Genomic DNA, 26,239 nt, shown 5'->3' on the forward strand with positions numbered 1-26,239 from the left:
CGTCCACGGAGAATGATTTGCAGTTCGAATCAAAACGACGGCATGAGCCGGTGCCGGGAACGACACGCTGGCCCGCTCGACACATGCCGGAGCCATATCGAGCCGAACTCCGATGCAGGATACTAACTCGCGTTAGTTGTGAGGCGAAATAAAAGCTCCGGTCCACAATGTGCACATTCATGCGCGATGAACAGCACCGACGCAGGATGTTTTCGACCTGGAGCTTCAGTAACTAATGCGTGTTAGTTTAGTGTCTCGCGTGATCAAGTCAAGGTGAGCGGTGCCTAGGGGTTTCCCTAGGCACCGCTCGATCACGCTCTGCACGGTCGCGTTCGGCAGTCCCGGCGCGACACTGATATCCGGTCGGCGCGACATGCCGGCGCGTGTGATTCGGGCAAGCTTCGCATGGTCGGATGATCGTTCGCATGCGTGAACCGAGGGGCCGATGACGCCGTGTTAGAACAGGGTTTTAACGCAAGAACCCGGAGTCCAGACATGTCGATATCACGTGTGAGAGGCGCGAATGCAGCCCCTTTGCCGCACCCGTCAACGGCGAACGAAGCCGGTGCGCCCCGTACCCCCGGATTTTCGAATCGGCCCGCGGTTCCCGGGCAACTCGCCGGCCTCGCCCCGCGGATGGCTCGCGGCTCGCGTGAGGCGGCGGCGCCGGCGAACGGTCACGAAAGCGAGCCTGCGTCGCCGCTGGACCGAAATATGGAGTCGCAATTCGAATTGGCGAAGATTCAGTCGTTCACGAGTCTGGTACAGGCTCAAACCGAAGCGATGAAGACCAGTTCGGCGGGCATCGAGAAGGCGGCTGCGCCGGCGTAGCGCGAGCGCGGCGTGCGGTCAGACCGCGCGTGTCAGAGGCGCGGCTTGCGGGTCGGGTCCGGGCGTTGTTCTGTCAGCGCGGTCTCGGTGCTGGGCGTGTAGAACATCTCCTTCATGTGCCGGGCGATCGCGCTTCTCACCACGACGTGAAAGCGCGAATCGATCTTTTGCGTGATGGCCTCATCCAGTTTGTGCTCCAGTTCCACACGGGCGGCCGTCCGTCGCGCCAACGCGTTCCACGGAAACAGCTCGTGCCGAAGCGGGCCCAGAACACGCTCGTCGAGCCCGAGACGTTCACCCAGGTCGAACACAAAGTCGAGGAGTTCGTTCCCACCTTTGGTCACCAGCGAATCCGTGTCCTGTTCGATGTAGTGCAGCACAACGTCCTGAACGTGAAACTGTCGTGCCGGACCTTGCACAGCGTGTCCGGGCAACACCGGGGTGTTGTGGTGGATGGCCGCGCGGTTACCGGGTGGTGTCGAATGATCGCGCGCGACACTGCCGGGCCGATTGGCGCGTTCGCGGGTACCGAACCCCGCGGCGAACGCTTCCAGTCGCTCGCCTGCCGCCAGCAGCGTTTGTTCGTGCGCCGCGCGTGCCGCGTGTACCGTACCCTGACGTTCCGCTTCCTGCTCGGTCAATCGGTTCGCAAGGTCCAGCGCCCGCTCGTGCCTGCCCTCCGCCGCGTCCAGCGATGCGACGCGATGCTGCATCGGGCCGCCGGTGCGCCGGGCGAGTTCGATGGCGGTTTGCGTCGTCGCTCGCGTAGCCGCGGTCAGGCGCACATTCGTGTCGGCGATGCGCGTCGTCAACTGGCGCGTCGTGGGCCGGGATGACGCGCCGGCAGACGACTGCATGCGCTTGAGAAATTCCGGCCGCTCGGGCAATGGCGGCGGTTCCGCCGCCGATGTCCGGGAACGGACGTCGGTGTCCGAGCCCGAGTCCGAATCGGAATCGCTCGGATCCGGCGAAGAGGAGCGGCTGGAAGCGTTCGAGACGCTGGGAGAGGATCGGGAGATGTTCGGCATGGCGTCGCCTGTTGCGTCGAGCGCGTGGAAAAAGGGAAAAACGCCGATGATCGCCCCCGTGCGACCGGTCGCACGGCGCGCATGCGAACGCATGTCCGACGGAGCGATGGCTGTCCGGTCGATGAAGGGATGCCGGACCACGGCGGCGAATTCGCGCAGCGCGCCGTGGATTCGCATGCGCCCCCCGTATGCGATCGCATCGTGCGGGCATGATGGATGCCTCACACTCCCGACGATCGAACCCATGGCCATCCGAGCGATCGCGCTTCTGGCGCTGCTGCCGTATCTGATGCCTGTTGCCCATGCCGAATGCTTTTCCGAGGCGGCCGCCTATCAGCACGTCAACGAAACGATTCTGCGCGCGCTCGCGTGGCAGGAATCGCACGACAACGCCAACGCGAAGCGCGTGAACACCAACGGGTCGATCGACTACGGCCTGATGCAGATCAATTCGATCCACCTGTCGGTGTTGTCGAACTACGGCATCACGTCGCACACGTTGATGGACCCTTGCGCGAGCATCTATATCGCCGCGTGGCATCTGCGCAAGATGATGCTCAAGTACGGCAATACGTGGAAGGCGGTCGGTGCGTACCATTCGCAAACCCCGGCGGAACGCGATCGTTATGCGGCACAGGTCCGGCTGATCGTGCAACGGATGCAGTCGAACTGACGCAAGCGGCATGCGCCGCCGAACCGGGTAAGGCGCCTACCGTGACGGTGCGATCTGCTCCATGGTCACCGAGATCCGGTGCTCGAGCAGCGACGCACGCTGCCGGCGGGCTTCATGCGCCGCCTGCTCGAGCAACGTCCGCACGTCGCCGGCGGGCACGCCGGCGCGGTGGCGCAACACCGCGTGCACGCGCAACACTTCCGGCAGCAACCACCGGCGTCCACTGTCCGGCAGGTTCGCGCTCATCTGCTCGAACAGGCGATTCAATGCCGGGCCGCCCGCGAGATTCAGCGCCATGCCGGCAAACTGGTCCAGCATGGCCAGATCGATGATGCTCACGTGGCCGCGCGCGAGGTTGCGCAGCGCGAGCTGGATCAACTGCCGGGTCTCGTCGCGCGTGTCGTCGGTCGCCTGGATCCACAGCAGGAAGCTGCGTCCGATATTGCGCCAGCCTGCCAGGCCGTTGCGTTGCGCGACCTCGACGAGCAGCCGTGCCTGTTGCCCGACGCGCGACGCATCGCCTTCGAGCAGGAACAGCACGCACGCCATCATCGCGGCGGCGCAGCGCGACAACGGATCGGACTGCTGCCGTGCGCCCTGCAACGCGTGCAGCAACGCCGGATGCGCGATCGCTTGCGCGCCGGTGAGCCACAGCGAAATCGTGAGCGCGTTGTCCGCGACCGCCGTGATGTAGTCGGGCCGGCACATGTCCGGCGCAGGGACGTCGGCGCTGCCGCAATCCACGTCAGAGGCTGGAACCGGCGCGTCATGGGGCGACAGCAGTTCGATCGCCTCGTCGTGACGGCCATCCAGCGTCAACAGCGCGCCGCGCAGCAGCGCAAAACTGCGATGCGACGATGACACATCGCATTCCTGGGCGATCCGTGCCCGGACGCGCATCAGGAGTTCGGGCGAATCGTCGCTGAAGCCGGCTTCGAGCGTGCGCAGCAACAGGACCGACAGCGCGTGCAGGCGGCTGTCGTCGTCGGCACAGGCGGTCGCGAGTTCGTAGACGCGCCACCACGCGGCAATCGTGTCCGCCGGCGGCGGCGCCGGCATCTCCTGCTGCATGGCCTGCGCCAGCGTCAATTGCAGGAGCATGAGGTCGCGCACCTTGAGAATCGAGCGCGACAGATCGTGGTCCAGGATGCGGCCGGTCCAGATCATCCATTCGCGGGTGAGGCGCGCGGCGGCCCAAAGCGGCCCCGAATGCTGCAGCAAGCGCGCGGCGATCTGGAAATGCCGCGCGTCGATCGACCAGCCGACGGCCCGGCGCACGTCCGCGAGCGCGGGCGCACGACGCGCGGGCTCGTCGTCGCGGCCGTCGGTCTCACCGAGCCGTTCGGCTATCCGCAGCGCGTGTCGGGCCGCCCCCCGTGCGTAGTCGTGCCGATGCGAGAGCAGGTCGAGCGTGAATCGCCGCACCGCCGTCGGCAGCCGCAACAGGCGGCCCGCGTCGATCGACGGGTGTTCAACCAGCAGGCCGGCATCGATCAACGTCGACACGACGGCGTGCATCGCGCTGTCGTCGTCGGAGATGCGGGTGGCGTCGTCTTCAGCGGATACCGCGTGCGCATCGGCAAGATCGAACGGCCCCGCGAACAGACTCGCACAACACAGCACGTGCTGCGCGCGGGCGTCGAGTGCGGCATACGCGTGGGCAACCACCGTCGGCACCAGCGCGGCAGGCGACAATGCCAGCTCGCGGCTGCCGGCTCGCTGCAGCATGAGGCGGCGCCAGCGCGTATCCCAGGCCGCGACCGACTCGGCCAGCGTCGTGCGGCCGCGCGATGCACCCGCGATCTGGCGCGCCGCCAGGTCGAGCGCGAGCGGATTGCCGCTCAGCGCGCGGCAGATCGATTCCAGGTTGCGCTGCAATGACACGGCAGGGTCGGCGCGGCCCTGCGTGCCGTTTGAGGCCGCGCCGGCGGCTCCGTTCGCGAACTGCGCGCCGCACGCTTCAAGCTGCGCGGCAAGCAACTGACAGGCGTCCGACGGCGGCGCGTCCGGCACCGCGGGCGATACGTCGTTTGTCGGCCGGAGCGCAAAGCGCAGCGGCGCCAGCGGCAACACGTATTCGCCGGCGATGAACAGCGGCGCTTCCGCGCACACGATCACGCACACGTCGGTGGCCACCAGCAACGCGTCGACCACCGCGCCGACTTCATGGGCGAACTGATCGCAATCGTCGACGATCAGCAGCGTGCGGCGGCCGGCGAGCCGCGCGATGAGTCCGTCCAGCCCCGGCGCGGTTGGTTGCGGCTGGGGTGGAAGTTGTGCGGCGATCGCGTCCGCGATGCCTTCGGGCAGCGTCAGCCCGGCCAGATCGATGCGGACGATGCCGTCCTGAAACAGCGCGGCGGTGCGCAACGCCGCTTCGTGCGCGAGCCGCGTCTTGCCGTTGCCGTACGCGCCCATCAACGTGACCAGCCGATGTTGCGACACCCGCATCGACAGCTCGGACAACTCGGCATCGCGTCCGATCAGCAGCTTTCGCGCGGCATCTCGCTCGGGGGCAGGGTCGATCCTGTCGTCGCGACCGTTGGCCTGCCGCAGGCCCGGCGCCGCATACGCGTCGGCCGCGGGCGCATGAGTCTCGTTGTCGGAGGTGCCCAGCTGGTCGCGTAGGTCGTACCACTCGGCGGCGAAGCGGTAACCGCGGCGCGGGACCGTTTCGATCATGTCTCGATCGTCACCGAGTGCGCGGCGCAACTGCGACACGAGCGCGTGCACACTATGGGCCATGACGGACGCCACCGGCCGCAGGCGTTGCTGAAACTGCTCGATCGACACGATCTTGCCGCCGGCATCGACCAGCGCGATCAGCACTTCCATCGCGCGCTCGTTGATCGCGAGTGCGCTGCCTTCGACATACAGCACGCGCGCGTCGCGATCGAGCGCAAAGCGGCCGAACAGCGTGACATGCGCGGCCGGGGCGGACGGCGACGGGTTTGGCTTCATGCGCCGCCTCTCGGGAGCGCGGCGACGAAGACGAAGGGAAGCGGAGTTTTCATGTCGGCGTGAACTTGATCGACCGTTGCGCAAGCTGCGTCGATTCGTGTCGATCGATCCGATACAGGCGGGAAGATGGGTGAACCTGGGCGCTCGACGGTGAGGCGCCGTGCGCGTCCGCGGCGGCGAATGCCATCAGTAACCGTCAACCTGCACAATCCGGACAGGTCATTTCTCGGCGGCAACGCGTGCCGGCCGGGCGCTAAACACGGGGGCCGCGGGCAACCGGTCGCGACGGTCACCCGGACAGCAGGCGCGACGCAACGTCGCCGCGAGCGCGGATGAAGCATTCGCATCCGCTCGTTTCTCTCGATGAAATTATTATCATGCGCATGTCGATTGAGTGACACGTTTTTGTGAACGGTCGCGATGTCGCAAGCAACCCCCTGGGTCATTGCAGAGAATCAGGGAATGCATTTTAGTCTGAGTCGGAATTGCGCGCTGGTTCGTCCGATACGCACATCACGACACGAGTCGATTCGATTGAACATTCGAATCGTACCCGCCGGCCGCCCGGTCGTCATTGCGCAATCCGGACAGCGGATTGCGCGCGCCGGTCAACGGACGCGCGACGCCAGGCGCATCAGTTGGGCGCGGGAAGGTTGAACGCTTGGCCCGGCGTATGCACCCACGCGGCGACGACCTTCGCACCGGCCGGCCCCGCGCGCGTCACATGCACGACGCCGGCCGGCAACCGGAAGGTCTCGCCTGCGTGAACTACCTTCGGCGGCTGGCCGTCGACCTGCACGGTGACCTCTCCTTCGAGGACATAACACAGCTCGGGGCCAGTGGCCGCATGACGCGGCTTGGCGGCATTGGGCGGGAATTCGGCGATGCCCATGCCCATCTCGCGATCGGTGTTCGGGACGGGCACGCGCTGCAGCACGATCGTCGGCTTGCTGTCGGGCGCGTTGCCGGCTGCCTGTACGGAAGGCGCGGCCACGAGGGCCACGAGGGCCACGAGCACCAGCGAACCGCTTGCGGCCATTCTCATCGCGACCGCGTGCCGCCTGCGCACGCTGGCCATCAGCGACATCCTGTTTCCCGACTTCATTTTGCGGCTTCCTTCATCAGCATCGATATCGAACAACCGCCACTGTCGCGTCTTCGGCGTATTGCGACAAGCAACGATATATTGCGCGCGACCCTGGAAAATCTTATGGAAAGACCCTGCATCGTCATTCGGTCGTTTTAAACGCATTCGGCTCACTCATGCCGGTCGGTTGCCCTCGTATCCACATACGGCTCGAAATTGGTCAATTGCACGGCCGTTTGCGTGTGCGACTCCTTCGCGACGAGTACGTATCCGCTGCCGATCGTCTTGGTGGCCTGCGTCTGCCGGATGCCGAACAGGCCCACCGGCGCGAGCATGGCCGGATCGTTCAGGAAGTCCTGCATGGCTTCCGACGCGGCGAGCAGCCGGTCCTGCGCCTGCGCCTTGCGGTGCGGATCGGCGGTGGCGGCCACCTCCTGCTTGAGCGTTTCGACCATGCGCTCATGCACCGTGTAGACCGCGAATCCCGTCGTGTCCGGCCGGAAAATCCAGCGTTCGCCCAGGCTCGTCGCGCCGTCGTATTCGACGGCAGCCTGCGCGATGTACTGCGCGAGGCGCTCGGGGCCGATACCCTGCTGCCACGTCGGGTTCTGCTCCACGGCCTCGCGCCAGCCGCGGAAGTCGTGATAGAACGTGTCGCGCACCATCAGCGACGCGATGGGGCCGCGATTGTCGCGCGCCAGGTACGTGCTCGACACCTTGCTGGTCAGGAGCGCGTCCGTCACGCCGGCATCGGCCACCGTCAACGCGGCCAACCGCTGCGCGGCCGGATCGTGCCCGCCCGCCGACAGCGTCGGCATCTGCAGGCCCGCCGCGACGTTGGTGCTGACCGACGTCGCGCTGCGGAAGGTGGACGACGAAGCGACGGCCGCGCCCTGTTCGACCGACAGCGCGTGATCGACGAGCGTGGCGGTGCCCGCCACGCTGCCGAACACGCCCGGCTGGATGCCTGCACCGGCCGGCGTCAGGCGCGCGTTGACGCTGCCCGATCCGACGGCCACCAGGTTGGCCGCGTTCGCGCTGCGCGATGCCATCTGGATCGACGGCTTGCCGATGCAGGCAGCGGCGAACGCATCGGCATAGTCGTCCGGATCGCCGGACCCTGCGTCGACTTCGCCTGCCACCCGGAACATCGTGACCACCATGTCCTTGCCGTCCTCGCGCCACTGTTCGAGCGCGGCCGGATCGTGCCCGAACGCGCGCCGGGGCACGGCCGCGCGAAACAGCACGCCGCGCGTTTGCGTGCTGCTGCCGCGCAACGCCCCGCCGCCACTGCCGCCGATGCCGACCAGTCCGCCCGCGAGCGCGACGCCGCCGTAGCCGGACGCACCGCCCGCCACCGTCCGGACACGCTCATCCTCGAAGCGGACCGCGAAGCCGTTGTTCTCCGCGCCGACCGCATAACCGCTGGTGTTGCTTTGCAGCCCGGTCACCGCGACGGCGACCGGAACCACGCCGAGCGCCACCGACAACTGCACGCCCGCGGTGCCGCCCGACATCGCGCGATACTGCGTGCCCGGCTCGGTGCGGTCGACCAGCGCCGACCATTGCCGCTCGAGCGACTCGCTGTCGATCCGCTCCAGCGGCAAGGTTCGACCGTCGTCGGCGATGTGTCGCGCCTGCTCCAGCCGGCCGTGCCATTGCAGCGTGTCGTCTTCGGCATGACGGCTCGCGCCGCTGAGATCGATCCAGCGTTGCAGCGCTTCGCGACCGAACGGCACCGGCGCGGTGGTCAGCTGGCTGACGAATTCCGCCTTGCGGTTCGGATTCTCGTCGAAATGACGCAACGCGGCCGCCTTGACGTTCGGGGCGGCACCGCCGGCGTCCTGCTGCACCCGTTCGCGCGCACGCTGCCATAACTGCCCGGCCGTTTCCGCATCGACGCGGAACGACTCCGGCCGCGGGCTTTGCGCGACCTGCGGCCGGGTGCCCGGAAGGTCCAGCGCGCGCGTGTCCTGCCAGGCGGTGAGCTGCTCTGCGATCAACGCCAGCGACGCGAGTTCGCCGGGATCGTTCGCGTGCGCGATGCGTTGTTCGCAGTAGGCCAGCAACGCATCGCGCGTGGCGGTCACGTGCCCGTCGTACGCGGCCCGCTGCTTGTCGCTGGTGTCGAGATCCTGGCCGAGCATGCCGGGCATCGTGCGATAGATGGCCCCGCCCGGGCCGAGGGCTTGCTCCCGGGGCAGGGCGAAAGCCGGCGCCGCCGTCGACTCCGGTGCCTGGAATGGCGATGCCAGTTTGCGCGCGACAGCCGCCAGCGGGCCGCCTTGCAGCCGGCCGAACGTGTCCTTGACGAATGACATGCCGTCATGCGCCCACGCGCTCCACGTATCGCTCGGCGGACGGCCGGCACTGGCTTCGACGGAACGGGTGAGACGGCGATAAGCGAGCGCGCCGCCGTCCGTGAACGGCGTGCCGGGCCCGCGCTCGTCATGCGACCACAGGAGCGCCACGACCGCGGCCAGCTGGGACCGCGTCGCGCGAATCCGCACCGTGTAGTCTTCGTGATCGATGACGGCGACGCGCACGCCGCGCGGATCCTGCGATTCGTGCGTGACCTGCACCGCGGCGGCCGGCCCCGGTTGCGCTTTCGCGACGATGTCCAGCGAACCCAGCGCACGCAACGCGTCGAGCGCGAGCGATGCCTGCGGGTTGCCGGCCAACTCGCCCCAGTGGTCCGGATTCATCGCGTCGCCGGGCACGCTGCTGAAACCCGGCTGGATCACGGCGAGCTTGGCCGTCGCCCGCAGAAACACGACGAGCGCGCCGGCCTTGCCGACGTTGCCGTCGTCCTCGTCGCGCAGGCCCTGGAGACCGAGCAGCGCATCCAGTGCCACGCCGCCCGGATGGTCCGCGGTGCCGACGAGATGTCGCGCGGCCTGCCACGCGAGCCGCTCGACGGCCGGGTCGGTCGACGCTTGTGCGCCGTCACCGTGGCCATCGGCGTGCAGTTGCAACGGCTGTTGCAGCCGCCGCGCGATCTGCACCGCGAGCCTCGGGCTGCCGCCGGATACGTCGGCCAGCACGCGGGTCACGTCCCAGCGGTGTTCGAACGGCAATGCCTGGATGAAGGCGGTCAACTGCCGTGGCGCGTTGGCGGGCTCGGGTTCGCTGCGCCGGCTTGCGCTGCGCGCGTCGTCCCGGCGAGCGGGCGGCGCGGTGACGGACGTGCGGAAGTACCCGCGGATCAGTTGCTCGGGTTGCCCCAACGCGCCGATCTGCTGCTGAACCCATGCCTTGGCCGCGTGCGACGGCGTGCTCGGGTGCGTCACGGCCAGATCCCACTCCGGGCGCAGGCCGGGCCACGCACCGGGCATCGTCGGTTCCTCGGCGGATTGCAGTTGCGCTGTTCGTTCCAGAAACGCGCGGGACGTGACGGCTTCGGGGTGCGTGAAAGTCGGTGCGCCGTCGGGTACGTCGCGTGGCGCGCCGGGCGGACAGTCCGTACGCGGATCGTTGATGCGCATGCGCGGGCCGACGCTCTGTTGCCAGCTGGCGGCGCCGACGCTGACCGAGGTGCCCGCGGGCGCAAACGCATGCCGCCCTGCGGCAAGCGTCGACTGCACGTGCCGCAATCCGTCCAGCAGCGGAGACGGCCGGTTGCCGCGGCCCGCCCGATCATCCGGCGACGACGCGGGAGCCGGGCCGTCGCCTCGTTCAAGCGCGCGCTCCACATTCATCGGCGTGGCGCGATTGCCTCCAATCGTATTGCTGTCTCCCACTTCGTTCTCCGGACGGTGATTGCTTTTATCGGGCTCACCTCGTGATACGCATCGGGCTGCGACGGCGTGAAGGCGGAATGGTGCGAGCGATCCCGTGTTCGACGGCCGGGTGACGAGATGGGCTGCCCATGACGGCATCGGGTCTTGTCGCGCGGGCCGACGTCACCCGGACCGCACGATCACGCGTTCATTGTCTGCGTCCGTTCCGTGCGTCGGCTCGTCTCGTGGCGAACGCATGTATGCGAAAACGCAGCGGCAGACGCGCGATCGCGACAATCCGGGGCGTGTTGTCAGGCCGAGGGGCAGCCGAAGGCGCGCGTCGCCGCCGGGATTTCGGGGCAGTCGGCCGGCATGCCCTCCTGCCCCTCCCGCCCTTCATGCCCGCGGCACAGGCTGTCGCGGCCAGTTCCGGTCCAGTCGATCGGCCTCGCGCGGCGACAGCTTCAGCGCGGCCACTTCATGCTCGCCGCGCGCGCCTTTCTGCACCGCGATCTGCAGGCCGAGCCGCAGCCCCGCCGTGACTTGGCGGTCGCTCGTCTGGATGGTCAGAAGTTCGGTCGGCATCCATGAGTCGACGCGCCGGAGCAGCGCGTCACGCCGGTCGAGCAGCGTGTCGATGTCGTGCGCATGCGCGTCGCCGCGATTTTTCGCGGTCAGCGATGCGATCCGGTCGTCGAGCGCGTCGGCTTCGCTGGCCGCGTGTTCGCGCAGGCGGCGCCGCAACACGAAGCGCAGGTTCTGCACGCGGTTCTCGGCGACATGGGACAGGTAGCGCTCGACTCTTTCACGGCCGGCCGCGAGTGCCCGTTCGTAGTCCGCCGTCGCGGCCGGAAGCGGATGCCCGGGCGTCGCGCCGAACGCGAGCAGCCACGCGGGATCCTCGCGCAACGCTTTTTTGTACTGCGTGAAGTCCGCGAATTCGGTGTCGGCATTCGACGCGCGCACCTGCAGCCTGCCGCGTTCGCGTACGAGCGTCGCCTTGGCCTGGTGAAACGAGTCGTGAACCGGCACTTCGATCCCGATCAGCTTCGGGGAGAAAATCGACACGGTCGCGACATCGGCCGGATGCGCGCTGCCCGTCTGCGCGTTTTGCAGTTGATCGCTGATGCTGACGTTCACGCCGACCTCGACGCCGACACGATGGCCGCTGCCGACACGATGGTTCTCGATCATCGTCTGGCCGCTTGCATCGACCGAATCGAGTTCGGCGCGCCGCACCCATTGATAGGTGCCGCCCGCTGCCGCATTCGCGCGCGCCGAATACTGGCCCGCGCCGATCTTGACGCCGGCCCGCAGATCGGCCACGCCGCCGACTTTCCGCAGCCTGGCGGTCTGGTTGTTCCAGGCGACCGAGAAGTCGTCGTGGTCGAAGAAGCGGCTGCCGAGCTCGTTCCACAGCGCGCGCTCGCCCCTGCCCCGGCCGGCGTTGTCGAACAGGTAGCGGTTGACGGCCTTCAGTTGCCGCCGGCCTGCCGCATCGTCGTACGCGTCGTTGTCCGGATGCAGGCGCCGCGCGATGCTCAGGTCGACGGTGCATTGCCCGGTATCGTCCCACTCGTGCCCGAGTTCGAGGTTGCCGGCCGCACGCGCGATTCCGATGTTGTGACCCACCTGGATGCCGCCGCCGGCCTCGAAGCGGTTTCTGCGCTGCGTACCGAAGCCGATCTTGTACGCGGCCGTGCTGCGGCTGTACTCGAGTACCGACTGGCGACCGTGCGACGCCTGCAGGTTGACGCGCGGCGCAATCCACGGGAACGACGCGGCGGTTGCGCTGATGCCGCGCGTGCTCGCGCCGATGACGCCGCCTTCCGTGACGACCGCCTTGCCGCTGCCTTCGAGCGCGTCGATGATGCGCTCGCCCGCGTCGCGGAAATGTGCAGTCGTCGTGCCGCGCGGCGTGACCGCTTTCCCGAGCGCGATGCGGTCGATCGTGTCGAACCGGGTGGCGACCGCGGCCGGCACGTCGTCGCCGATGTGCTTGCGCCAGCGGCCGAGTTTGTTCGCATCGAGCACGTCCGAGCCGCCGATCAGGTGCTTGCGCACGCGTTTGAGCGCGTCGGCGCGCGCCTGCGGACTCCGGTCGGCGCCCGCCAATGTGTCGCGGAACGCAACGAGCGTACGGCGCACACGTGCTTCGCGCCGCGTCGATCGGCCTACACCGGACGATGCGCGTTCGCCGGGCCTTTGCACGGTACGCCGTGCGAGCCGGTCGATTGTCGCGTCGTCGAGCGTGCGCACGACGCGTTCGGCGATGCGGCCCACCGTGGCGTCGTCGTATTTCATCCCGTATTCGACGGGCTGCCTGCCGGCGCCGGACGTGGGTTCGGTGGTGCGCGACAGCGCCGCCAGCACCGCGAGTTCAGCCGCGCCGACTGTCTCGTGAATCGCGCGGCTGTCTTTCCTCAGTTTTCCGGCGCCGCCCGCCGGTTCGCGAACCGCAGCGTGCGCGTGCATCGCGATGAACGCATCGCGAAGCGCGGCGTCGAGCACCTGTTCGTCCTTGGACCATGCGCCGAGGCTTGCGCCTTGCACCCCGCCCTTCATCGCCGCGACGGCGCTCTTCCGGTATCCGAACGGGCGCACCGCGGCCGCGAACATCGAGCGCTGCGCCGCGACCGGCACGGCATCGTCGCGTTCGTCCGGCGCCGGATCGAAACGGTCCGACGTCGCGCGCGGAATCGTGTGATTCAGGAAGCGTGCGAGCCGGTTCTTCGTGGCGGCGAACGGCGTTCCCGGCCCGTCCGTGAAAAAGCCCTGGCGACCGGCGAGCAACGCGCCCTTGTCCGATGCGTTCAAGCCCGCCGCGCTCTGGCTTCGCCATAACCGCGACGCCGCACGCACGATCCACGCGGCATGGGCGCGCGGCGTGGCCGACGTATCGTCGGCCAAGGCCCGTGCGTGGCGTTCGACGTCCGCCGGATCGGCTTCGCACCGCGTCGTGTCGACGAGGCGATCGGCGGCCTGCAGCCACACTCTCGGCGCATACCGCGCCGCGCCGTCCGCGGGCGGCCACGCGCGACCGGCCAGCGCATGCACGCAGTCGTAGCCGCTGGCGGTCTCCGCGAGTTTCTGCGCGGTTCTCCATGCGAGCGCCGTCAGATGGTTGTCGATGAAACCGGCATCGCGCGCCGGTTGCGACCGGATCGACAAACCTTGCTGCAGGCGATGCAGCACGTCGCGGGCGAGCCCCGGTTGTTCGTGGCAGGAGTCGGACAGTGCATCGATCAGCAGTTCACCCTGGCCGGCCAGACTCGCCGGCGACAGGTCCGATGCCGACGCGAGCGCGTGCCGTACGTCCGCGACGAGGCGGTCGATGCTGGCCGGGTCGCGGTTGCTGAAGCAACGATGCGCGGTCGCGGCCAGGTCGTCGATCCGGTCGGCTGCATCGTCGGCCGGTGTCGTGCCGGCCGTGCGTGCGCTGAAGCCGCCGAGCGCCTGCTGCATCGATCGCACGGGCTTGCGCGTCGCACTTTCCGGCGGCGCGTAGGCGAGCGATTCGGCCTGCGTCGCGTCGGACAGTTCAGGCGGCGGAACGGCAACGTCCCGCGTGGGATCCTTCGTGTGGTGCGGAAGAACCGGCCGGCCTTTCGTGCCGATCTTGAGCAACGACAGCGCGGTGAGATCCATCGGGAGATTCGGCCGCTTCGGATGGGCAATCGCTTTGCCGGCCGCCTTGGCGCGCGACGTGAGATTCGATTTCAGCCCGGCCAGGACACCGGTGACCTGGCCGGACCCTGACGCCGTCGGTGCCGATTCCGTATGTGGTGCCGTGGTGGCCGGCGTATCAGCTGCATCGTCAGCCGCCCGTGCTTGCAGCGTGCCGGTCGATGGGTTGAGCGCGGGAGTCGACATCTCGCAGGAACAATCACGTAGTGGGATGCAGCCACTATCGCGACCGGACATGAAACTGCCGTGACGCGATGGAATGAATCCGACCTGACAGCAATAATCAGGAAACCTATTTTATTGTCGGTAAGCATTACACGGCCGGAACTTCGGAATTCCGTACGGCTTTTCGCGTGACGTGCGCGGCACGGCGCGTCTCCATCTAGTCTTTGAGCATTGGAATGTCCATTGACCCGATACGCATGCCCGCGGTCAATGCGGGGCGTTCGGTCATGGAGGCATGATGATTTCGATCCAGTATCCCGATTCGGTTTCGATGGGCGCATTGATTCATGGCGGCCAATCCGGTCAATCCAATGATCTTGCGTCCGTGCTCAAGGGAATCCTGCAGGACATCGAGGGACTGCTCGCCACGGAGTTCGGCGGCTCGCAGGCTCAAGGTCCGGTTGGTCAGTACCAGCAGGCGCAGGTGTCGCCCATGCCGCTCGGTTTCCACACGAACTTCACGCGGACACAGTCCTCCACCGACACGACGAAATCGGACGGCCCTCCCGCGCCTGCCGTAAACCAGACGCGGTGTGCTGCGTCTCCGGACCCGACGATGGCGCCATTCGCGACCCAGGTGCCGAACGATCAGACGAAGCGTCCGCCCGGTGACAACCGGACGGCCCAGCAGATCATCGACGACAACCCGCTGCTGAAAAACCTCGGCAATCAGGGCGGCGTCAAGGACAACCTGAACAAATTCGTTGGCGGCAACATGGACAACGATCCCGATCAGGCGTTCAAGGCGGCCGCGTTGCTCACCAACATCAAGAGTTCGGCAAACAGGAACGGCGACGCGCGCGATGCATCGGAGGTCGGCAACGGCAAGATCGACGGCTTCACGAAAGACGGCGACGCGCGTCACGGTACGGAAGCCGGGCTGTTGCAGGACGTGGTCGGTGGCGGCGGACATCCGGGAGGCGGCTGGGCGCACCTCGAGCAGACGGGACACAAGCTCGACGAGACGAACGATTCCCACGTGAACCTCGACGGCACCAACAAGGACAATCTGCAGTGGGGGTTCGAGCAGGCCGGCAAGTATATCGGCGCGTTCTTCAAGGGCATCGGCAAGAGCCTCATCGACATCATCACGAAAGGCCGCATCAATCCGGTCTCCGCGGTCCTTACGGTCATCAAGGATGTGGGTGTGTCGGAGGCCAAGACGGCGATCGAGAACAGCAACCTCGGCAAGGATGCGAAGCAGACGGCGGACAAGGTCTTCGGCGTGCTCGACAACATCTGACAACGTGTCGGCACGCGTGCCGTTCAGCATCTTGAAGCGATAAGTCTCGCCAATCAGGCGCGCCGCGGTATGCGCGGCGTAATGCGAAAGACGATCTTCCCGTCGCCCGTGGGTACCCCGGTCCAGCCGTTACGCTTCATGAATTCAACGCAGACGCGATTGTCGGCTTCCACGACGCCCAATGCCTCCGGCGTCATGCGGAACAGCCATTCAAGCGCGGGCTTCCACAGAATGGCCCACCGCCCGTGGTACGCGGGCAGCACGGCCAGGTGAGCATGACCGCGATCGAGGATCATGCCGCCGATCGCGCGGCCGTCGCATACGAAACCGATTGACGGGCACCCGCTGTAATGCGCGATGAACACTTCCAGGCTGACGACCTGCAGGATGTCCGCTCTGCCGGCATGAAAGTACGACGCATCGGCCTCGTAGAAGACCGCCAGATCCGCGCGGTCTGCGAGGCGGAATCGATTCATCGCGCCGCTTCGAAGCCGTGGGCTTGCCGCTCGATGCCGAGCAAGCCGCGCATGACCTTGCGGGTGTCCGGGTCGGGACTGTCCTGATGTTCGACCGCATAGCTGTGCCATAACGGATCACCGAGCGCATGCAGGCAGAGCGCCTTCAGGTCCGGGCGCTCGTCCTCATGCAACCCGTTGACCAGATGCAGCGCATCCTGGGGGCGTCCCCGCCGGATGGCGATCGCCACGGGAAATATCAACAGGGATCGCGCGGCGGGACGCGCGACGCAAAGCCTTTCCAGCAACCCCTCGGCTTCGTCGAAACGATCCCCCATGATGCTGTCGATCACCGCGCGTCCCAACTGGGCAACATCATCATCGTCGTCAGGTTGCATGAGCATTCTTTCCGATTAGTGAATCGTTCAGTATTACGAATCGCTGCTGGCGGACGGCGGGGTCTCCAGGGTTTTCAGGCCCGACCCCAGCAGGCCCTGCATCAGCGCGTCGACCGGTGACGAGCTGGCGGCATCCTTGCCGCCTGCCCCGGTGATGCCTTCGATGACTTTCGCCCCGACTTCTGCAATTGCACCCATTTGATTCTCCTGATTCCAGTGTGAGACTCGATTGATGCGAACTCTGGTTGACCTTCGCTGCTCCAGATCGCAATGAAAAGACTAGCGCGCGGCGACATACCCTGCGCCCGCGAACCGAACCGACGTGCTGCGAAGCGAATGTGCGCGAGCGCGTTGTTCGCGGCCGCCCGGCCCGCGCAGCCAGATACCCGTTCAGAAATCGGCTTTCTGATTCAGGTCGCCGACGCTCATGGTGAACTGCGATGACGAGAAGACCGCGTTGCCGCCGGAGCCTTCCGTCGGGGCGAGTTTGCTGTCGACGCCGAGAACATCGCGGCCACCCGTCATGAGCCGCTTGATCTCATCGCTCGCACCGGAGTTGAACGAAAGCTGGCCGGTCTGCTGATCGTAGCGTCCGACGGAATTGCCGCTGCCGTTGAACAGATTGCCGTTCTGGTCCATCTTCAGGTGCAGTGCGTCTCCGCCGGCCGGCGAGTTGAACTTGACGTCGCGCAGCCCCTGGCCCTGGCCTGGCCTGAAGCCATCGCCGGGCATTCCGTTGCCGTAACCGCCACCGGTCTGAATGCCATCGCCGTTCATGCCGTTGCCGCCCAACGGCATGCCATTCCCACCCATCGGCATCCCGTTGCCACCCATCGGCATCCCGTTCCCACCCATCGGCATGCCGTTCCCGTAGCCGCCGCCCATGTCGTCGCCCGCGCCGCCGTTGCCGCCATCGGCACCACCGCCCATCCCCAGCATGTCGGTAATCAGTTTCTCGATGTCTTGCTTCAGCTTCTGCAAGATGCCAAGACCACCCATGATTCCGCCACCGGAAAGACCTTGCGGCGACATATTCGACGAACTGCCGAAGATTGCGCTCAGGCAACCTGACGTGATGTCGTTCATGTATTTGCTCCCGCTGAAAAATTGTGGATCGCCAGAAGAACCGGACGCACCGTCCGTGAGCGGCCCGATTCACCGTCAGACTATGGGCACGCACGCGCGAACCCGGCGACCGATGCGAAGCCGCGTCATGCGAACCGAACCGGTCGATCACCGCGCGATGCGGATAGCGGCCTGCGCGGCGCGACCGTTCGTTGTCGCGCACGATTCGTCGCCCCATTCAGCGCTTCGTGCGCGCCGGCATGCACGACCATCGCGTCGCGGACAATCTCGATGCCGCCATGGCTGCGTCATCGGCGCATCGACGCGACCCGTTCGTCCGCCTGATCCGGTCGCGACGCTTACTACGTCTTCGGAGCCAACACCATGTCGAACCCACAAGTCGTGTCGAATATCCTGCTGACGATGTTTTCCTGGGGCGTGCGTTGCGGCTCGCGTGCCGAGCTCGAGGACATGCTGCCGGCGTTGCGCGTGCTGCACCCGCATGGCCCGACCGGCGACATCTGCGAAGCGCGACTCGAGATCGGCTCGTCGAACTGGCTTGCCGCGTCGCAGGTGCTGCGGCAGATCGACGAGCGGGGCGACGGCGGGCCGATCAGCTGGGCCTTGCAGAGCTGGTGCCTGTACATGCAGGGCGATATCGATTGGCAGCGTTGCGCGCGGGCGGTGCTCGCGAACGGCCACCCGACCGCGATCGCGATCGTCGACCGCTTCCTCGCCGCGGCCAGCGACGATCAGCACGTGGGCTACCGCAGCGCCGACGCGCACGCGCGCGTCGCGGAAGCGCTCAGTTCGAACCGCGTGCAAGCGGCCTGATTCGAGCCGGCACGATCCGCATGTTCCCGAGCCCCTCCTCCGGCTTCATCGTGTGCTGCGTATCGCATGCGACGCACGCGGCACGCACGCTGGCGTCGGCGATGACGCTGGCCGCCCTTGCGGCCTGTGCCGCGCCCCATGTCGTGCCGGCCGACGACGACTTGCCCGCGATGCTGCGGGCCGGCCCGGCCCAGCACCTCGACCAGGTGCTGACCGCGCGCGGCCAGACCATTTACGAATGCCGCCATGACGGCGAAGTGCGTTTGTGGGCCCGCGAAGGCGATCTCGCGACGCTCGTCGACCCGCAGCGCCAGAGCGTCGGCACCGTCGCGCCGGGCGGCTATTTCACGGCCTACGACAGCAGCTACGTCGTCGTGCGCGCCGATGCAGTCGCGCAGGTCACGGCCGGCACGCCGGTCTGGGCGCGCTTCGTCGCGCGTCGCCGTCCGGGCAGCGTGATGCGCGGCGGACGTTTTGCACGCACGTCGATGATCCAGCAGGTCGCCACCAGCGGCGGCCTGCCGCCGGATCCGCTGTGCGATCGAGAAGGCAGCACGCTGCTGGTACCGTATGGCGCGACCTATCTGATTTACAGCGCGCGCGCCGGCAATGCAGCGAATGCGCCGACGCAAACCGGTCGCGGCGGCGCAATGCCGGCGCCGTGGCACGCGCCGGTTCATCCGGCAAACGGCACGGTACCGATTCCAAACAACTGACCAATACTCAATCAAAGTCAGTTGATACTTTACGGCCTGTAATATTTCGCGAAAGCCCTTGCGCCACAAGGCTGGCGCAGGCGATTTGTTAGACATTTTGCTCTTGAAATGAGCAATTGACCAAATATTGAGCGATGAAAAATTGATTGAATAATCGCTTAACGTCGCCCAATTCCGCCCAATTGTTCCAATATTTTTTTCTCGGCATGACACGTTCCAGGCTGCGTCATGTCATTTCTTGCGTTATTTAACAAAATGTTACGGATCTAGCGAGGGCCTCCCCCTACCTTTCGTGGGCCGGGACAGGCGCTGTCGTGTCTTCCCGAGCGTCCAAGTAAAAGAGCGATGTCTTCGCGAGGTGCCCATTGAAACTGGCAATCTTTACCCACGATTCGGCGTTGTTTCATCTGATTCAAAGCTGTCTGGTCGGCGATGGCGTCATCTGCACGCGCTATAGCGAGGACATCGATCTGGCGCGCGCGCTGCATCGGGAAGAATTCAGCGCGATCGTGTTCGACGCATCCGCGGGCATGGATGCGTCTCACCCGGTGCTGGCCCGGCGCGCGTGTTATGGCGACCGGCGCGCGCCGCTGATCGCGATCGGCGAATTTCTCGCGCACGACCGGGCGATCGCCGCGTTGAGCGCGGGCGCCGACGATATCGTGCTGAAGCCGGTCGATCCGCGCGAGCTGCGCCTGCGCTTCCTGCTCGCGGTGCATCGCTTCACCGGCAATCCCGCGGAGTCCGGCAAGCCGCAGCCGACCGACGACGAAATCGGCATGGGCATCTACCGGTTGAGCCGCCGCAACGGCAGCGTGGAAATGAACGGCAAGGTGGTACGCCTGACCACCCGCGAATTCGCGATTGCGTGGGTGCTGTTCTCGCAGCACGGCAACTACGTGACGCGGCGCGCGATCGCCGCGACCGTGTGGGGCAGTTCCGAGGAAATCGTCGGGCGCACGCTCGAGCAGCACATCTACAAGCTGCGCAAGAAGCTGCTGCTCGACGGCGCGTGCGGCATCGTGCTGCGCACGATGTACGCGCACGGCTACCGGATCGAGCGCGTGGTCGAGCGGGTGATGGCGCAGGTTGGCGAGCCGGCCAACGCGCGGCTGCTCCGCGCGCCGGCGGCCGGGCCGTCCAAGCTGATGACGAGCGACAGCGAGGCCGCGTGCAACACCTAGGCGAGGTCCGGCCGGGATTCGCTAAAAGTCCACCCCGTCTCGCTCCGGGCTGCTGGTTTGAATGCGAAGTCGATGGTCGGATCGCGTAATGGAACGGGGCGTGGCGGATCCAGCAGGCAGTCCCCGAGCCGAGCCTCATTACCCGTTCGCACGATGGAACACCCTGGTCTGTCCCAAGGCGGATACGCCGAGGTAACCACGCAGATGCATCTTTCCATCCTTGATAGTCGCCTTGCAGTTGTACGTACGTCCGGAGGACCCGTCGTAGAGAGAACCGCCCACCCATTCACCCTCCTCCCAGTGAAGGCGCGACAGAAACACGATGTTTTTCAGCGAGCGGGAACGTAGTGCGGGATTGGGGTTTCGGGTGTCAAGCTTGAACGTGACGTTGTCGGATTCCACGACCTGGTTCCCGTACAGCAGGCGCGCCTCGAATTCGGTTCCAGCCTTGTACATGTCGAGCTTCACGCTGCCATCATCGGCTTCCCATGTTCCAACAATCTCGTCGGCGGGAGCGTGCTGGGCATGAGCCGTTACCGCGAATGACAGGCTCATGATGAAGAGCATCATGGAGACAGCGGATTGACGTAAAACCACGCTTGTTTTCATGCCGGTGATCCTTGTTTGACGGGTTTTCAACGCGCAACCTTGTCCGGAGCAACCAGCGGGTATGCGTCTCCACAATGGCAGCGCACAGTTCGACAGGACCGGGCTCACGCACACGACGCGCGTGCATGATTGCGATGAATGACTGGATCGTAAGTATTGAGGCTGGATAGCACAGTGGCCGACGACGACGATCCGGTTGCGTATGGCGCCATTCTTTCCGCGGGAGGATCTGCGCTTCCCATTACCCTTGGCATGGCGCGAATTGCAACCCGTGTGGCGCGTTCGGTTAGTGTGCCGGCGCCGTGTAGCGAGTAACTTTCAACCTAGTCAGAACTCGCTGAGAGACCACGATGTTTGATAGAAGCAAAAAGACGGCCCTCGTGACAGGCGCCTCCTCGGGCATGGGCAAGGAAATCGCACGACAGCTGATCCAAGATGGCTTCCAGGTCTATGTGGCTGCCCGGAACGTGGACAAGATGATCGACCTGGAGCGCCGCGGCGCGAGGCTGCTGCGCATGGACCTTTCCCGCGAAACGGAGATCGTCGCGGCCGTCGATACGATCCTTAAGGAAACCGGGGGCGTGGACGTGCTCGTCAACAATGCCGGATTCGGGTTGTACGGGCCGGTAGAGGACGTGGGAATCGAGGAAGCGCGATACCAGTTCGAAGTCAACGTGTTCGGCACGGCCCGCCTCACGCAATTGCTTCTTCCTGCCATGCGCGAGAAGGGAAGCGGCACGATCGTCAACATCACGTCGATGGGTGGCAAGATCTATACGCTGCTCGGCGCGTGGTATCACGCGACGAAACATGCGCTCGAGGGATGGTCGGATTGTCTGCGGCTCGAACTCGCGCCATTCGGCATTCGCGTCGTGATCGTGGAGCCAGGCCTGATCGAGACAGGATTCGGCGACGTGGTTTCACGCGGCCTGCTTGCCCGCTCCGGAAGCGGCGCTTATGCGAAGCTGACTCAGGCCGTCGCGAAGGCCACGCAGCAAGCCTATGACAATGGACGCGGCACGGACCCAGCCGTCATCGCCAACGTGGTATCGCAGGCAGTGCGTGCCAAAAAGCCGCGCACGCGATACGTCGCCGGTAAATACGCGAAGCCGATGATCCTGATTCGCACCTGGTTTGGCGACCGCATGTTCGACCGCGTGATCATGAGCCAGATGCGCTAGGATGGGTGCGCGTCCTCACAAGCCAGACATGGGCGAGCGCCAGGGCGATTCCACGCAGAGGCAACGATGAGTGCAGTCATGGCAGACCGATGCAAGGTGCCGCAGGCGTTCTGGCGCACGATGGCGCACGTCGGCTTGTCGCCGTCCGCGATACTGCGTCTGGCTCGGCTACCTGCCACGCTGCACTTGAATCCGAAGGCACTCGTCAGCACGGAGCAGTACTTCGCGCTATGGAAAGCGATCGAGCAGCTTGCGCCCGGGCCAGGCCTGGGCATCGCACTCGTGACCCAAAGCGATACTGCGACGCACCCCCCTTCCATCCTGGCTGCATTCCATGCACGGGACTATCGGGACGGCCTCGAGCGGGTCGCACGCTTCAAGCGACTGTGCACGCCGGAGCAATTGCATATCGCCGAGGAAGGTGCCGAGTGCACGCTCACCGCTGAATGGCTATACGCGACCGAACCCGAGCCTGCCATTGCGACCGATGTCACGTTCGCGATGTTGCTCGAACTCGGCAGGCGGGGCACGGGTCAACGCCTGACACCGCGCCGCGTGGAGTTCGTTCGCACGGGGCCGCGACACGAGTCCTGCCGCGCGTATTTCGGTTGCCCGATTCGCTACGGCGCGTCGCGCAATGCACTCGTGCTGAAGTCGTCCGATCTGGACAGACCGTTTCCCGGCCACAATCCCGAATTGCTCGAGATGCTGACCCCCGCACTTACCGAAGCGCTTGGGGAACTGGAAGCGCTCAGCTCGATTCGTGAGCAGGTAAAAGCTGTACTCAAGCGGTGTCTCGCCAGCGGCCGGCCGGAACTGCCGGATGTGGCGCGCGACCTCGGGATGAGTGAGCGGACGCTGCAGCGCCGCATAACCGATGAAGGCACGACATTTCGGGATCTGCTTGCCGAGGCGCGGCAGGAGCTCTGGCGGCGATTGCTCGCGGACCCGGCAGCGGGCATCGACGAAGTTTCCTGCCTGCTGGGCTATCAGGACACGAGCTCGTTCTATCGCGCGTTCCGGGATTGGGAGGGTGTCACCCCAAACCGGTGGCGCGAACTGAACTCACCGAGCTTTGCCGCCGAATCGATCTGAAGTGCACGCATCGCCGCACGAGTTTGCGCCTCAGAGCCCCCCGCTGTGCCGTCGACTTATGAAGGCAGCGCAGAGTCCGTCGGTCGAGGAGACAGTCCACACCCGCGGGCAGACAGCGCTAGAGCGATCCTGAGACCCCGTCTGCAACCCGACCTGGCGTGCGTGATTGATGAACCCCGGCCGACCGCATGCCGTATCTGGGGAGATATGACGGATTTTTCTCGAATCCCGGCCGGGCCTCCAGGCGTCGTGGCGCGTGACGTGCGGCTACAGCGTTTTCAGATGCGCGCGGGCGTCGTTGATTCCCGCAGGGCCGATATTCTGCTCGATCGTGTCGAGCGAATCGCTCAGCCGTTTGCGGACTTCCTGCCGGTCGCCTGACGATAGCCCGTTCGACGCGTCGACGATCGCGTTGAACGAGGACTGCCAGTCCCCTTCGTTGAGTGCCAGCAAGAAGAGCTTCGGATCCGCTGCGAGCCCCTCGACGATCGGTTTGAGTTGCTCCGGCGGGATGCCACGCGTGCTGTTCGCGATGCCGGACAGATTCGTTCGTGCGTCACGAAGCGAGTCCGGCGTGGTGGGCTCGGGGGAGCGGAAGATGGCCGTCTGCAGCGCGATCAGGATATTTGCCCGATTGCCCGCCGGGAGGTTCCGGGCCGCGGCAAGCGATTGGTCGAAAACGGCTTGCTGTGCTGCGCGCGGCAGCGTGCCGTTGATGAGGGTGGAAGCGTGATACACACCTGCCGCCGCGAGTGCCGGGGGGCGCATGCGGCTGAACGCCGAGATGCTTTGCGCGAGCTGAGCCGTATGTTCCTCCGCCTGGATGGGCGCGATGCGCGTCATCGCCTCGGACATCTTCCCGCCAATCGTGAGGAAGAGCGTCTCCGGGGCGTGCTCGCTCGATGCCGGGATCGCTTGCGAGTCCGCGCGCGATGCGACCATCCCGGTGAGCCGATGCAGTTTGTCCAGGTCGGTAGCCGAGTCGATCTCGTCCCGCAACGTGCTGAGCGAATCGACCGGGGAATGCTCGGTGCTTTCGGCTTGCGGCGACCCCGCGGCATCCGGCCTTTGCGACGTGCGGCTCGCCGGCCGCGTGCTCAATCCGCCGAGCGGCCCGTCGGTCGCGCGAAGTTCCGTGGACCCGCGCTGCTGCGCATAGGGAGACGCGGGGGCTTGCCCTTCAACGTGCGACCCGGCGATCGGGCTTGGCGGTCTTGATCCGACAGGGAGTGTCATGATGTCCTCGTTAGGTTGAATGATTCGCAGACCGAAGATACGTTCGTCATGGACGGTCGAACGAACGTGATGCGATCCGGTCGATCGAATTGCGTATGGACGTCCGTTGCGCGGCGGGCGCATCGCAGGACATCCACCAGTCGTCAGAATTCGATCAGCCGCGGCGACAGCAGCACCAGCCGTTCCATGTGGCTGTGCTGGTTCTCGCGATAGCGGAACAGGCCGCCGAGCAGCGGGATCTTCGACAGCACCGGAATGCCGCTCTCCCCGTTCGACGTGTTGTCTACCCGATAGCCGGCGATCAGCAGGCTCTCCCCCTGCGATACGACCGCCTCGGTGTTGATCGTGCTGGTCGTGATGACCGGAATGTTGTCGACCTTCTCCGAGGTCGTCATGCCGTCTTCGACGTGGACCTGCAGCTTGATCTGGGTCCGCCCGTCTTCGTCGACGACCATCGGCAGCACGCGCAGCGACGTGCCGGTCGAGATCGCGTACAGGTCGCCCGACGTGTAGCCCTGCACGCGGACATAAAAGCGCTTCTTGTTGTCCATCACGGCTTCGACGTTGTCGAGCGTCGCCACCTTCGGGCTGGCATCGATCTTGGCGAGATTGCTGTCTTCGAGCGCATTGACGCGCGCCATCAGGTAGCGCCCCGCATCGCCGAGCACGGCGGTCAGCGACAGGCCGGCCGGCGTCGCGTTGAGGATCGTGCTGCCCTTCGAATCGGTGCCGCTGAAGATGGGGTTCAACTGCCCGTTCGAATAGCTGTTGGCCGCCGTCGTGCCGGTGCCGGTCTGGATGTCGATGTGGCTGTTGTGCGCGCGCCAGTCGACGCCGAGCTGGCGCAGCGCCGAATCGTCGATTTCGATGATGTGCGCTTCGATCTCGACCAGCCGCCGCCGCACATCCAGCTGATCGATCAGCGCCTGATACTGGCCGATGCGCTGCGGCAAGTCGCGGATCAGCACGGAGTTCGTTCGCGGATCGGCCTTGATCACGGGCAGCATGCCGGTGCCCGACGGCACCGCGCCCGTGCCGCCGCCACCGCCGCCGGCGTTCGCGTAGCTGCCGTCCGCGCCGCGGCCCGGCGCCGGCGGCTGCGCGGCAAACTGCGGCGCGCTGCCCGAGCCGTGACCGAAGAAGGCGGGCAACGGCGGATTGACGCCGCCGCTGGCCGGGTTGAACGGCGAGCCGCCGCCGGTGCCGCCGGACGCGTCGGTCATCGGCGTCTGGCGTTCCATGCCGGGCGCCATGGTGCTCGCGCCGAGGCCCGGGTTCCCGTCCCCATCGTCCTTGCCCGCGTGATACATCTCCGCCAGCACGCGCGCGACGCCCGGCACCGTCACGGTCTTGCCGTCGATCACCACGTCGTGATCGGCCGCCCAGCCATGTTTCAGCGGGAAAATCCGCACGCCGGTACCGACCCGCCGGTTCGCGTTCTGATCGAGGCGCGACGCGAGATTGGCGACCAGCGCCACGTACTGGCTCGGGCCGGTCACCAGCGCCGCGCCCATCGACGGATCGTAGACGATCGGGAAGCGCTTGTTCTCCAGCCCCATCTGCGCGAGCGTCGAGCGCAATTCCTTCGTGCGGGCGAAGTCGAGATGAATCACCCGGCGCGTCACGTCGCTGGCGCTGCTGATCGACAGCACGCTGCCATCGTAGAACCAGACGAATCCGAACGTCGACGACAGCGTATCGAGGAAGCGCCGCGGCGACATGTCGAAGCGGCCGGACACCGCGCCATGCACGTCGCCGGCCACCGACGCGACGACGCCCTGGCTGGCCGCGAAATCCCGCAGCACGTCTTTCAGGTCCTTGCCTTCCACCTCGATGTGCACCGCCGAGGTCCGGAACGGCACGTCGGCAGCCAGCGCGGGGCGCGCGCCATCGCCGATGGCCAGGGAAAGGATCAGGCACAGTTTGAGGCTGGCGGCGAACCGCCTTCCCCATGGTTTACGACGCGAAGTGACTGTCATGTGGTTTGCCGGCTGACTGGAAATTGATCGGGC

General features: G+C 66.1%; 19 protein-coding genes. 7 read left to right on the forward strand and 12 right to left on the reverse strand.

The window, feature by feature from the left end:
* Positions 1-863: 863 nt before the first annotated feature.
* Positions 864-2,036 carry a hypothetical protein gene (locus tag ACTRWB_RS16735; protein WP_446902545.1) on the reverse strand — a complete coding sequence of 391 codons (1,173 nt, stop codon included), beginning with the start codon at positions 2,034-2,036 and terminating at the stop codon, positions 864-866.
* Between the two features lie 67 nt (positions 2,037-2,103).
* Between ACTRWB_RS16735 and ACTRWB_RS16740 the strand changes: the two genes are divergently transcribed.
* Entirely contained in the window at positions 2,104-2,532 is a 429-nt protein-coding gene (locus tag ACTRWB_RS16740; protein ID WP_129518172.1) for a lytic transglycosylase domain-containing protein, read from the forward strand.
* Between the two features lie 36 nt (positions 2,533-2,568).
* On the opposite strand, the gene ACTRWB_RS16745 is transcribed toward ACTRWB_RS16740, so the two are convergent.
* From ACTRWB_RS16745 to ACTRWB_RS16760, 4 genes are all read right to left on the reverse strand, one after another.
* The gene (locus tag ACTRWB_RS16745) at positions 2,569-5,493 is read right to left on the reverse strand and encodes a winged helix-turn-helix domain-containing protein (protein WP_446902546.1); all 2,925 of its coding nucleotides are present in this window, start codon (positions 5,491-5,493) and stop codon (positions 2,569-2,571) included.
* Between the two features lie 634 nt (positions 5,494-6,127).
* Positions 6,128-6,598, reverse strand: a complete 471-nt coding sequence (locus ACTRWB_RS16750) for a cupin domain-containing protein (protein WP_446902547.1) — start codon at positions 6,596-6,598, stop codon at positions 6,128-6,130.
* A 152-nt stretch (positions 6,599-6,750) separates the two neighbouring features.
* Positions 6,751-10,164, reverse strand: coding sequence for a hypothetical protein (locus ACTRWB_RS16755; RefSeq protein WP_446902548.1), 3,414 nt, complete (start codon positions 10,162-10,164; stop codon positions 6,751-6,753).
* A gap of 531 nt (positions 10,165-10,695) precedes the next feature.
* Positions 10,696-13,947, reverse strand: a complete 3,252-nt coding sequence (locus ACTRWB_RS16760) for a hypothetical protein (RefSeq protein ID WP_446902549.1) — start codon at positions 13,945-13,947, stop codon at positions 10,696-10,698.
* Positions 13,948-14,446: 499 nt separating this feature from the next.
* On the opposite strand from ACTRWB_RS16760, the gene ACTRWB_RS16765 reads away from it, so the two are divergent.
* Positions 14,447-15,454: a hypothetical protein gene (locus ACTRWB_RS16765; RefSeq protein ID WP_446902550.1), complete on the forward strand. Its 1,008-nt coding sequence runs from the start codon at positions 14,447-14,449 to the stop codon at positions 15,452-15,454.
* A gap of 53 nt (positions 15,455-15,507) precedes the next feature.
* Here the strand turns inward: ACTRWB_RS16765 and ACTRWB_RS16770 are convergent, their stop codons facing one another.
* The 4 genes from ACTRWB_RS16770 to ACTRWB_RS16785 all read right to left on the reverse strand — a co-directional run bounded on the left by ACTRWB_RS16770 (position 15,508) and on the right by ACTRWB_RS16785 (position 17,393).
* Complete coding sequence (locus ACTRWB_RS16770) at positions 15,508-15,930, reverse strand: GNAT family N-acetyltransferase (RefSeq protein WP_446902551.1); 423 nt, start codon at positions 15,928-15,930, stop codon at positions 15,508-15,510.
* On the reverse strand, positions 15,927-16,307 hold the full coding sequence (locus tag ACTRWB_RS16775) for an HrpB1 family type III secretion system apparatus protein (RefSeq protein ID WP_446902552.1): 381 nt from the start codon (positions 16,305-16,307) through the stop codon (positions 15,927-15,929). The genes ACTRWB_RS16770 and ACTRWB_RS16775 overlap by 4 nt, the downstream gene beginning before the upstream one ends.
* Positions 16,308-16,340: 33 nt before the next feature.
* Positions 16,341-16,505, reverse strand: a complete 165-nt coding sequence (locus ACTRWB_RS16780; protein WP_193102691.1) for a hypothetical protein — start codon at positions 16,503-16,505, stop codon at positions 16,341-16,343.
* A 192-nt stretch (positions 16,506-16,697) separates the two neighbouring features.
* A complete protein-coding gene (locus ACTRWB_RS16785; protein ID WP_446902553.1) occupies positions 16,698-17,393 on the reverse strand; it encodes a hypothetical protein in 696 nt (231 codons plus the stop codon).
* Positions 17,394-17,756: 363 nt separating this feature from the next.
* Between ACTRWB_RS16785 and ACTRWB_RS16790 the strand changes: the two genes are divergently transcribed.
* The 3 genes from ACTRWB_RS16790 (at position 17,757) to ACTRWB_RS16800 (ending at position 20,106) form a co-directional block, all read left to right on the forward strand.
* The gene (locus tag ACTRWB_RS16790) at positions 17,757-18,206 is read left to right on the forward strand and encodes an HrpB1 family type III secretion system apparatus protein (protein ID WP_193102690.1); all 450 of its coding nucleotides are present in this window, start codon (positions 17,757-17,759) and stop codon (positions 18,204-18,206) included.
* Positions 18,207-18,226: 20 nt separating this feature from the next.
* Entirely contained in the window at positions 18,227-18,922 is a 696-nt protein-coding gene (locus tag ACTRWB_RS16795) for a DUF3455 domain-containing protein (RefSeq protein ID WP_446902554.1), read from the forward strand.
* A gap of 398 nt (positions 18,923-19,320) precedes the next feature.
* Positions 19,321-20,106: a response regulator transcription factor gene (locus tag ACTRWB_RS16800; protein ID WP_446902555.1), complete on the forward strand. Its 786-nt coding sequence runs from the start codon at positions 19,321-19,323 to the stop codon at positions 20,104-20,106.
* Between the two features lie 138 nt (positions 20,107-20,244).
* Here the strand turns inward: ACTRWB_RS16800 and ACTRWB_RS16805 are convergent, their stop codons facing one another.
* Entirely contained in the window at positions 20,245-20,715 is a 471-nt protein-coding gene (locus tag ACTRWB_RS16805; protein WP_446902556.1) for a DUF2147 domain-containing protein, read from the reverse strand.
* Between the two features lie 350 nt (positions 20,716-21,065).
* On the opposite strand from ACTRWB_RS16805, the gene ACTRWB_RS16810 reads away from it, so the two are divergent.
* Positions 21,066-21,896: an oxidoreductase gene (locus tag ACTRWB_RS16810; protein ID WP_446902557.1), complete on the forward strand. Its 831-nt coding sequence runs from the start codon at positions 21,066-21,068 to the stop codon at positions 21,894-21,896.
* 66 nt (positions 21,897-21,962) lie between these two features.
* Entirely contained in the window at positions 21,963-22,991 is a 1,029-nt protein-coding gene (locus ACTRWB_RS16815; protein ID WP_446902558.1) for an AraC family transcriptional regulator ligand-binding domain-containing protein, read from the forward strand.
* Positions 22,992-23,258: 267 nt separating this feature from the next.
* On the opposite strand, the gene ACTRWB_RS16820 is transcribed toward ACTRWB_RS16815, so the two are convergent.
* Both ACTRWB_RS16820 and sctC read right to left on the reverse strand, forming a co-directional pair.
* Positions 23,259-24,227: a hypothetical protein gene (locus tag ACTRWB_RS16820; protein ID WP_446902559.1), complete on the reverse strand. Its 969-nt coding sequence runs from the start codon at positions 24,225-24,227 to the stop codon at positions 23,259-23,261.
* 143 nt (positions 24,228-24,370) lie between these two features.
* Positions 24,371-26,206 carry a type III secretion system outer membrane ring subunit SctC gene (gene sctC, locus ACTRWB_RS16825; RefSeq protein WP_446902560.1) on the reverse strand — a complete coding sequence of 612 codons (1,836 nt, stop codon included), beginning with the start codon at positions 26,204-26,206 and terminating at the stop codon, positions 24,371-24,373.
* Positions 26,207-26,239 lie beyond the last annotated feature (33 nt).

This window comes from Burkholderia sp. YIM B11467, from assembly GCF_052952715.1.

Excerpts from the sequence above, each read along its gene's own strand:
- ACTRWB_RS16735 (WP_446902545.1), bottom strand. The coding sequence starts at position 2,036 with ATGCGAATCCACGGCGCGCTGCGCGAATTCGCCGCCGTGGTCCGGCAT.
- ACTRWB_RS16740 (WP_129518172.1), top strand. The coding sequence starts at position 2,104 with ATGGCCATCCGAGCGATCGCGCTTCTGGCGCTGCTGCCGTATCTGATG.
- ACTRWB_RS16745 (WP_446902546.1), bottom strand. The coding sequence starts at position 5,493 with ATGAAGCCAAACCCGTCGCCGTCCGCCCCGGCCGCGCATGTCACGCTG.
- ACTRWB_RS16750 (WP_446902547.1), bottom strand. The coding sequence starts at position 6,598 with ATGAAGTCGGGAAACAGGATGTCGCTGATGGCCAGCGTGCGCAGGCGG.
- ACTRWB_RS16760 (WP_446902549.1), bottom strand. The coding sequence starts at position 13,947 with ATGGATCTCACCGCGCTGTCGTTGCTCAAGATCGGCACGAAAGGCCGG.
- ACTRWB_RS16765 (WP_446902550.1), top strand. The coding sequence starts at position 14,447 with ATGATGATTTCGATCCAGTATCCCGATTCGGTTTCGATGGGCGCATTG.
- ACTRWB_RS16770 (WP_446902551.1), bottom strand. The coding sequence starts at position 15,930 with ATGAATCGATTCCGCCTCGCAGACCGCGCGGATCTGGCGGTCTTCTAC.
- ACTRWB_RS16775 (WP_446902552.1), bottom strand. The coding sequence starts at position 16,307 with ATGCAACCTGACGACGATGATGATGTTGCCCAGTTGGGACGCGCGGTG.
- ACTRWB_RS16780 (WP_193102691.1), bottom strand. The coding sequence starts at position 16,505 with ATGGGTGCAATTGCAGAAGTCGGGGCGAAAGTCATCGAAGGCATCACC.
- ACTRWB_RS16785 (WP_446902553.1), bottom strand. The coding sequence starts at position 17,393 with ATGAACGACATCACGTCAGGTTGCCTGAGCGCAATCTTCGGCAGTTCG.
- ACTRWB_RS16790 (WP_193102690.1), top strand. The coding sequence starts at position 17,757 with ATGTCGAACCCACAAGTCGTGTCGAATATCCTGCTGACGATGTTTTCC.
- ACTRWB_RS16795 (WP_446902554.1), top strand. The coding sequence starts at position 18,227 with ATGTTCCCGAGCCCCTCCTCCGGCTTCATCGTGTGCTGCGTATCGCAT.
- ACTRWB_RS16805 (WP_446902556.1), bottom strand. The coding sequence starts at position 20,715 with ATGAAAACAAGCGTGGTTTTACGTCAATCCGCTGTCTCCATGATGCTC.
- ACTRWB_RS16810 (WP_446902557.1), top strand. The coding sequence starts at position 21,066 with ATGTTTGATAGAAGCAAAAAGACGGCCCTCGTGACAGGCGCCTCCTCG.
- ACTRWB_RS16815 (WP_446902558.1), top strand. The coding sequence starts at position 21,963 with ATGAGTGCAGTCATGGCAGACCGATGCAAGGTGCCGCAGGCGTTCTGG.
- ACTRWB_RS16820 (WP_446902559.1), bottom strand. The coding sequence starts at position 24,227 with ATGACACTCCCTGTCGGATCAAGACCGCCAAGCCCGATCGCCGGGTCG.
- sctC (WP_446902560.1), bottom strand. The coding sequence starts at position 26,206 with ATGACAGTCACTTCGCGTCGTAAACCATGGGGAAGGCGGTTCGCCGCC.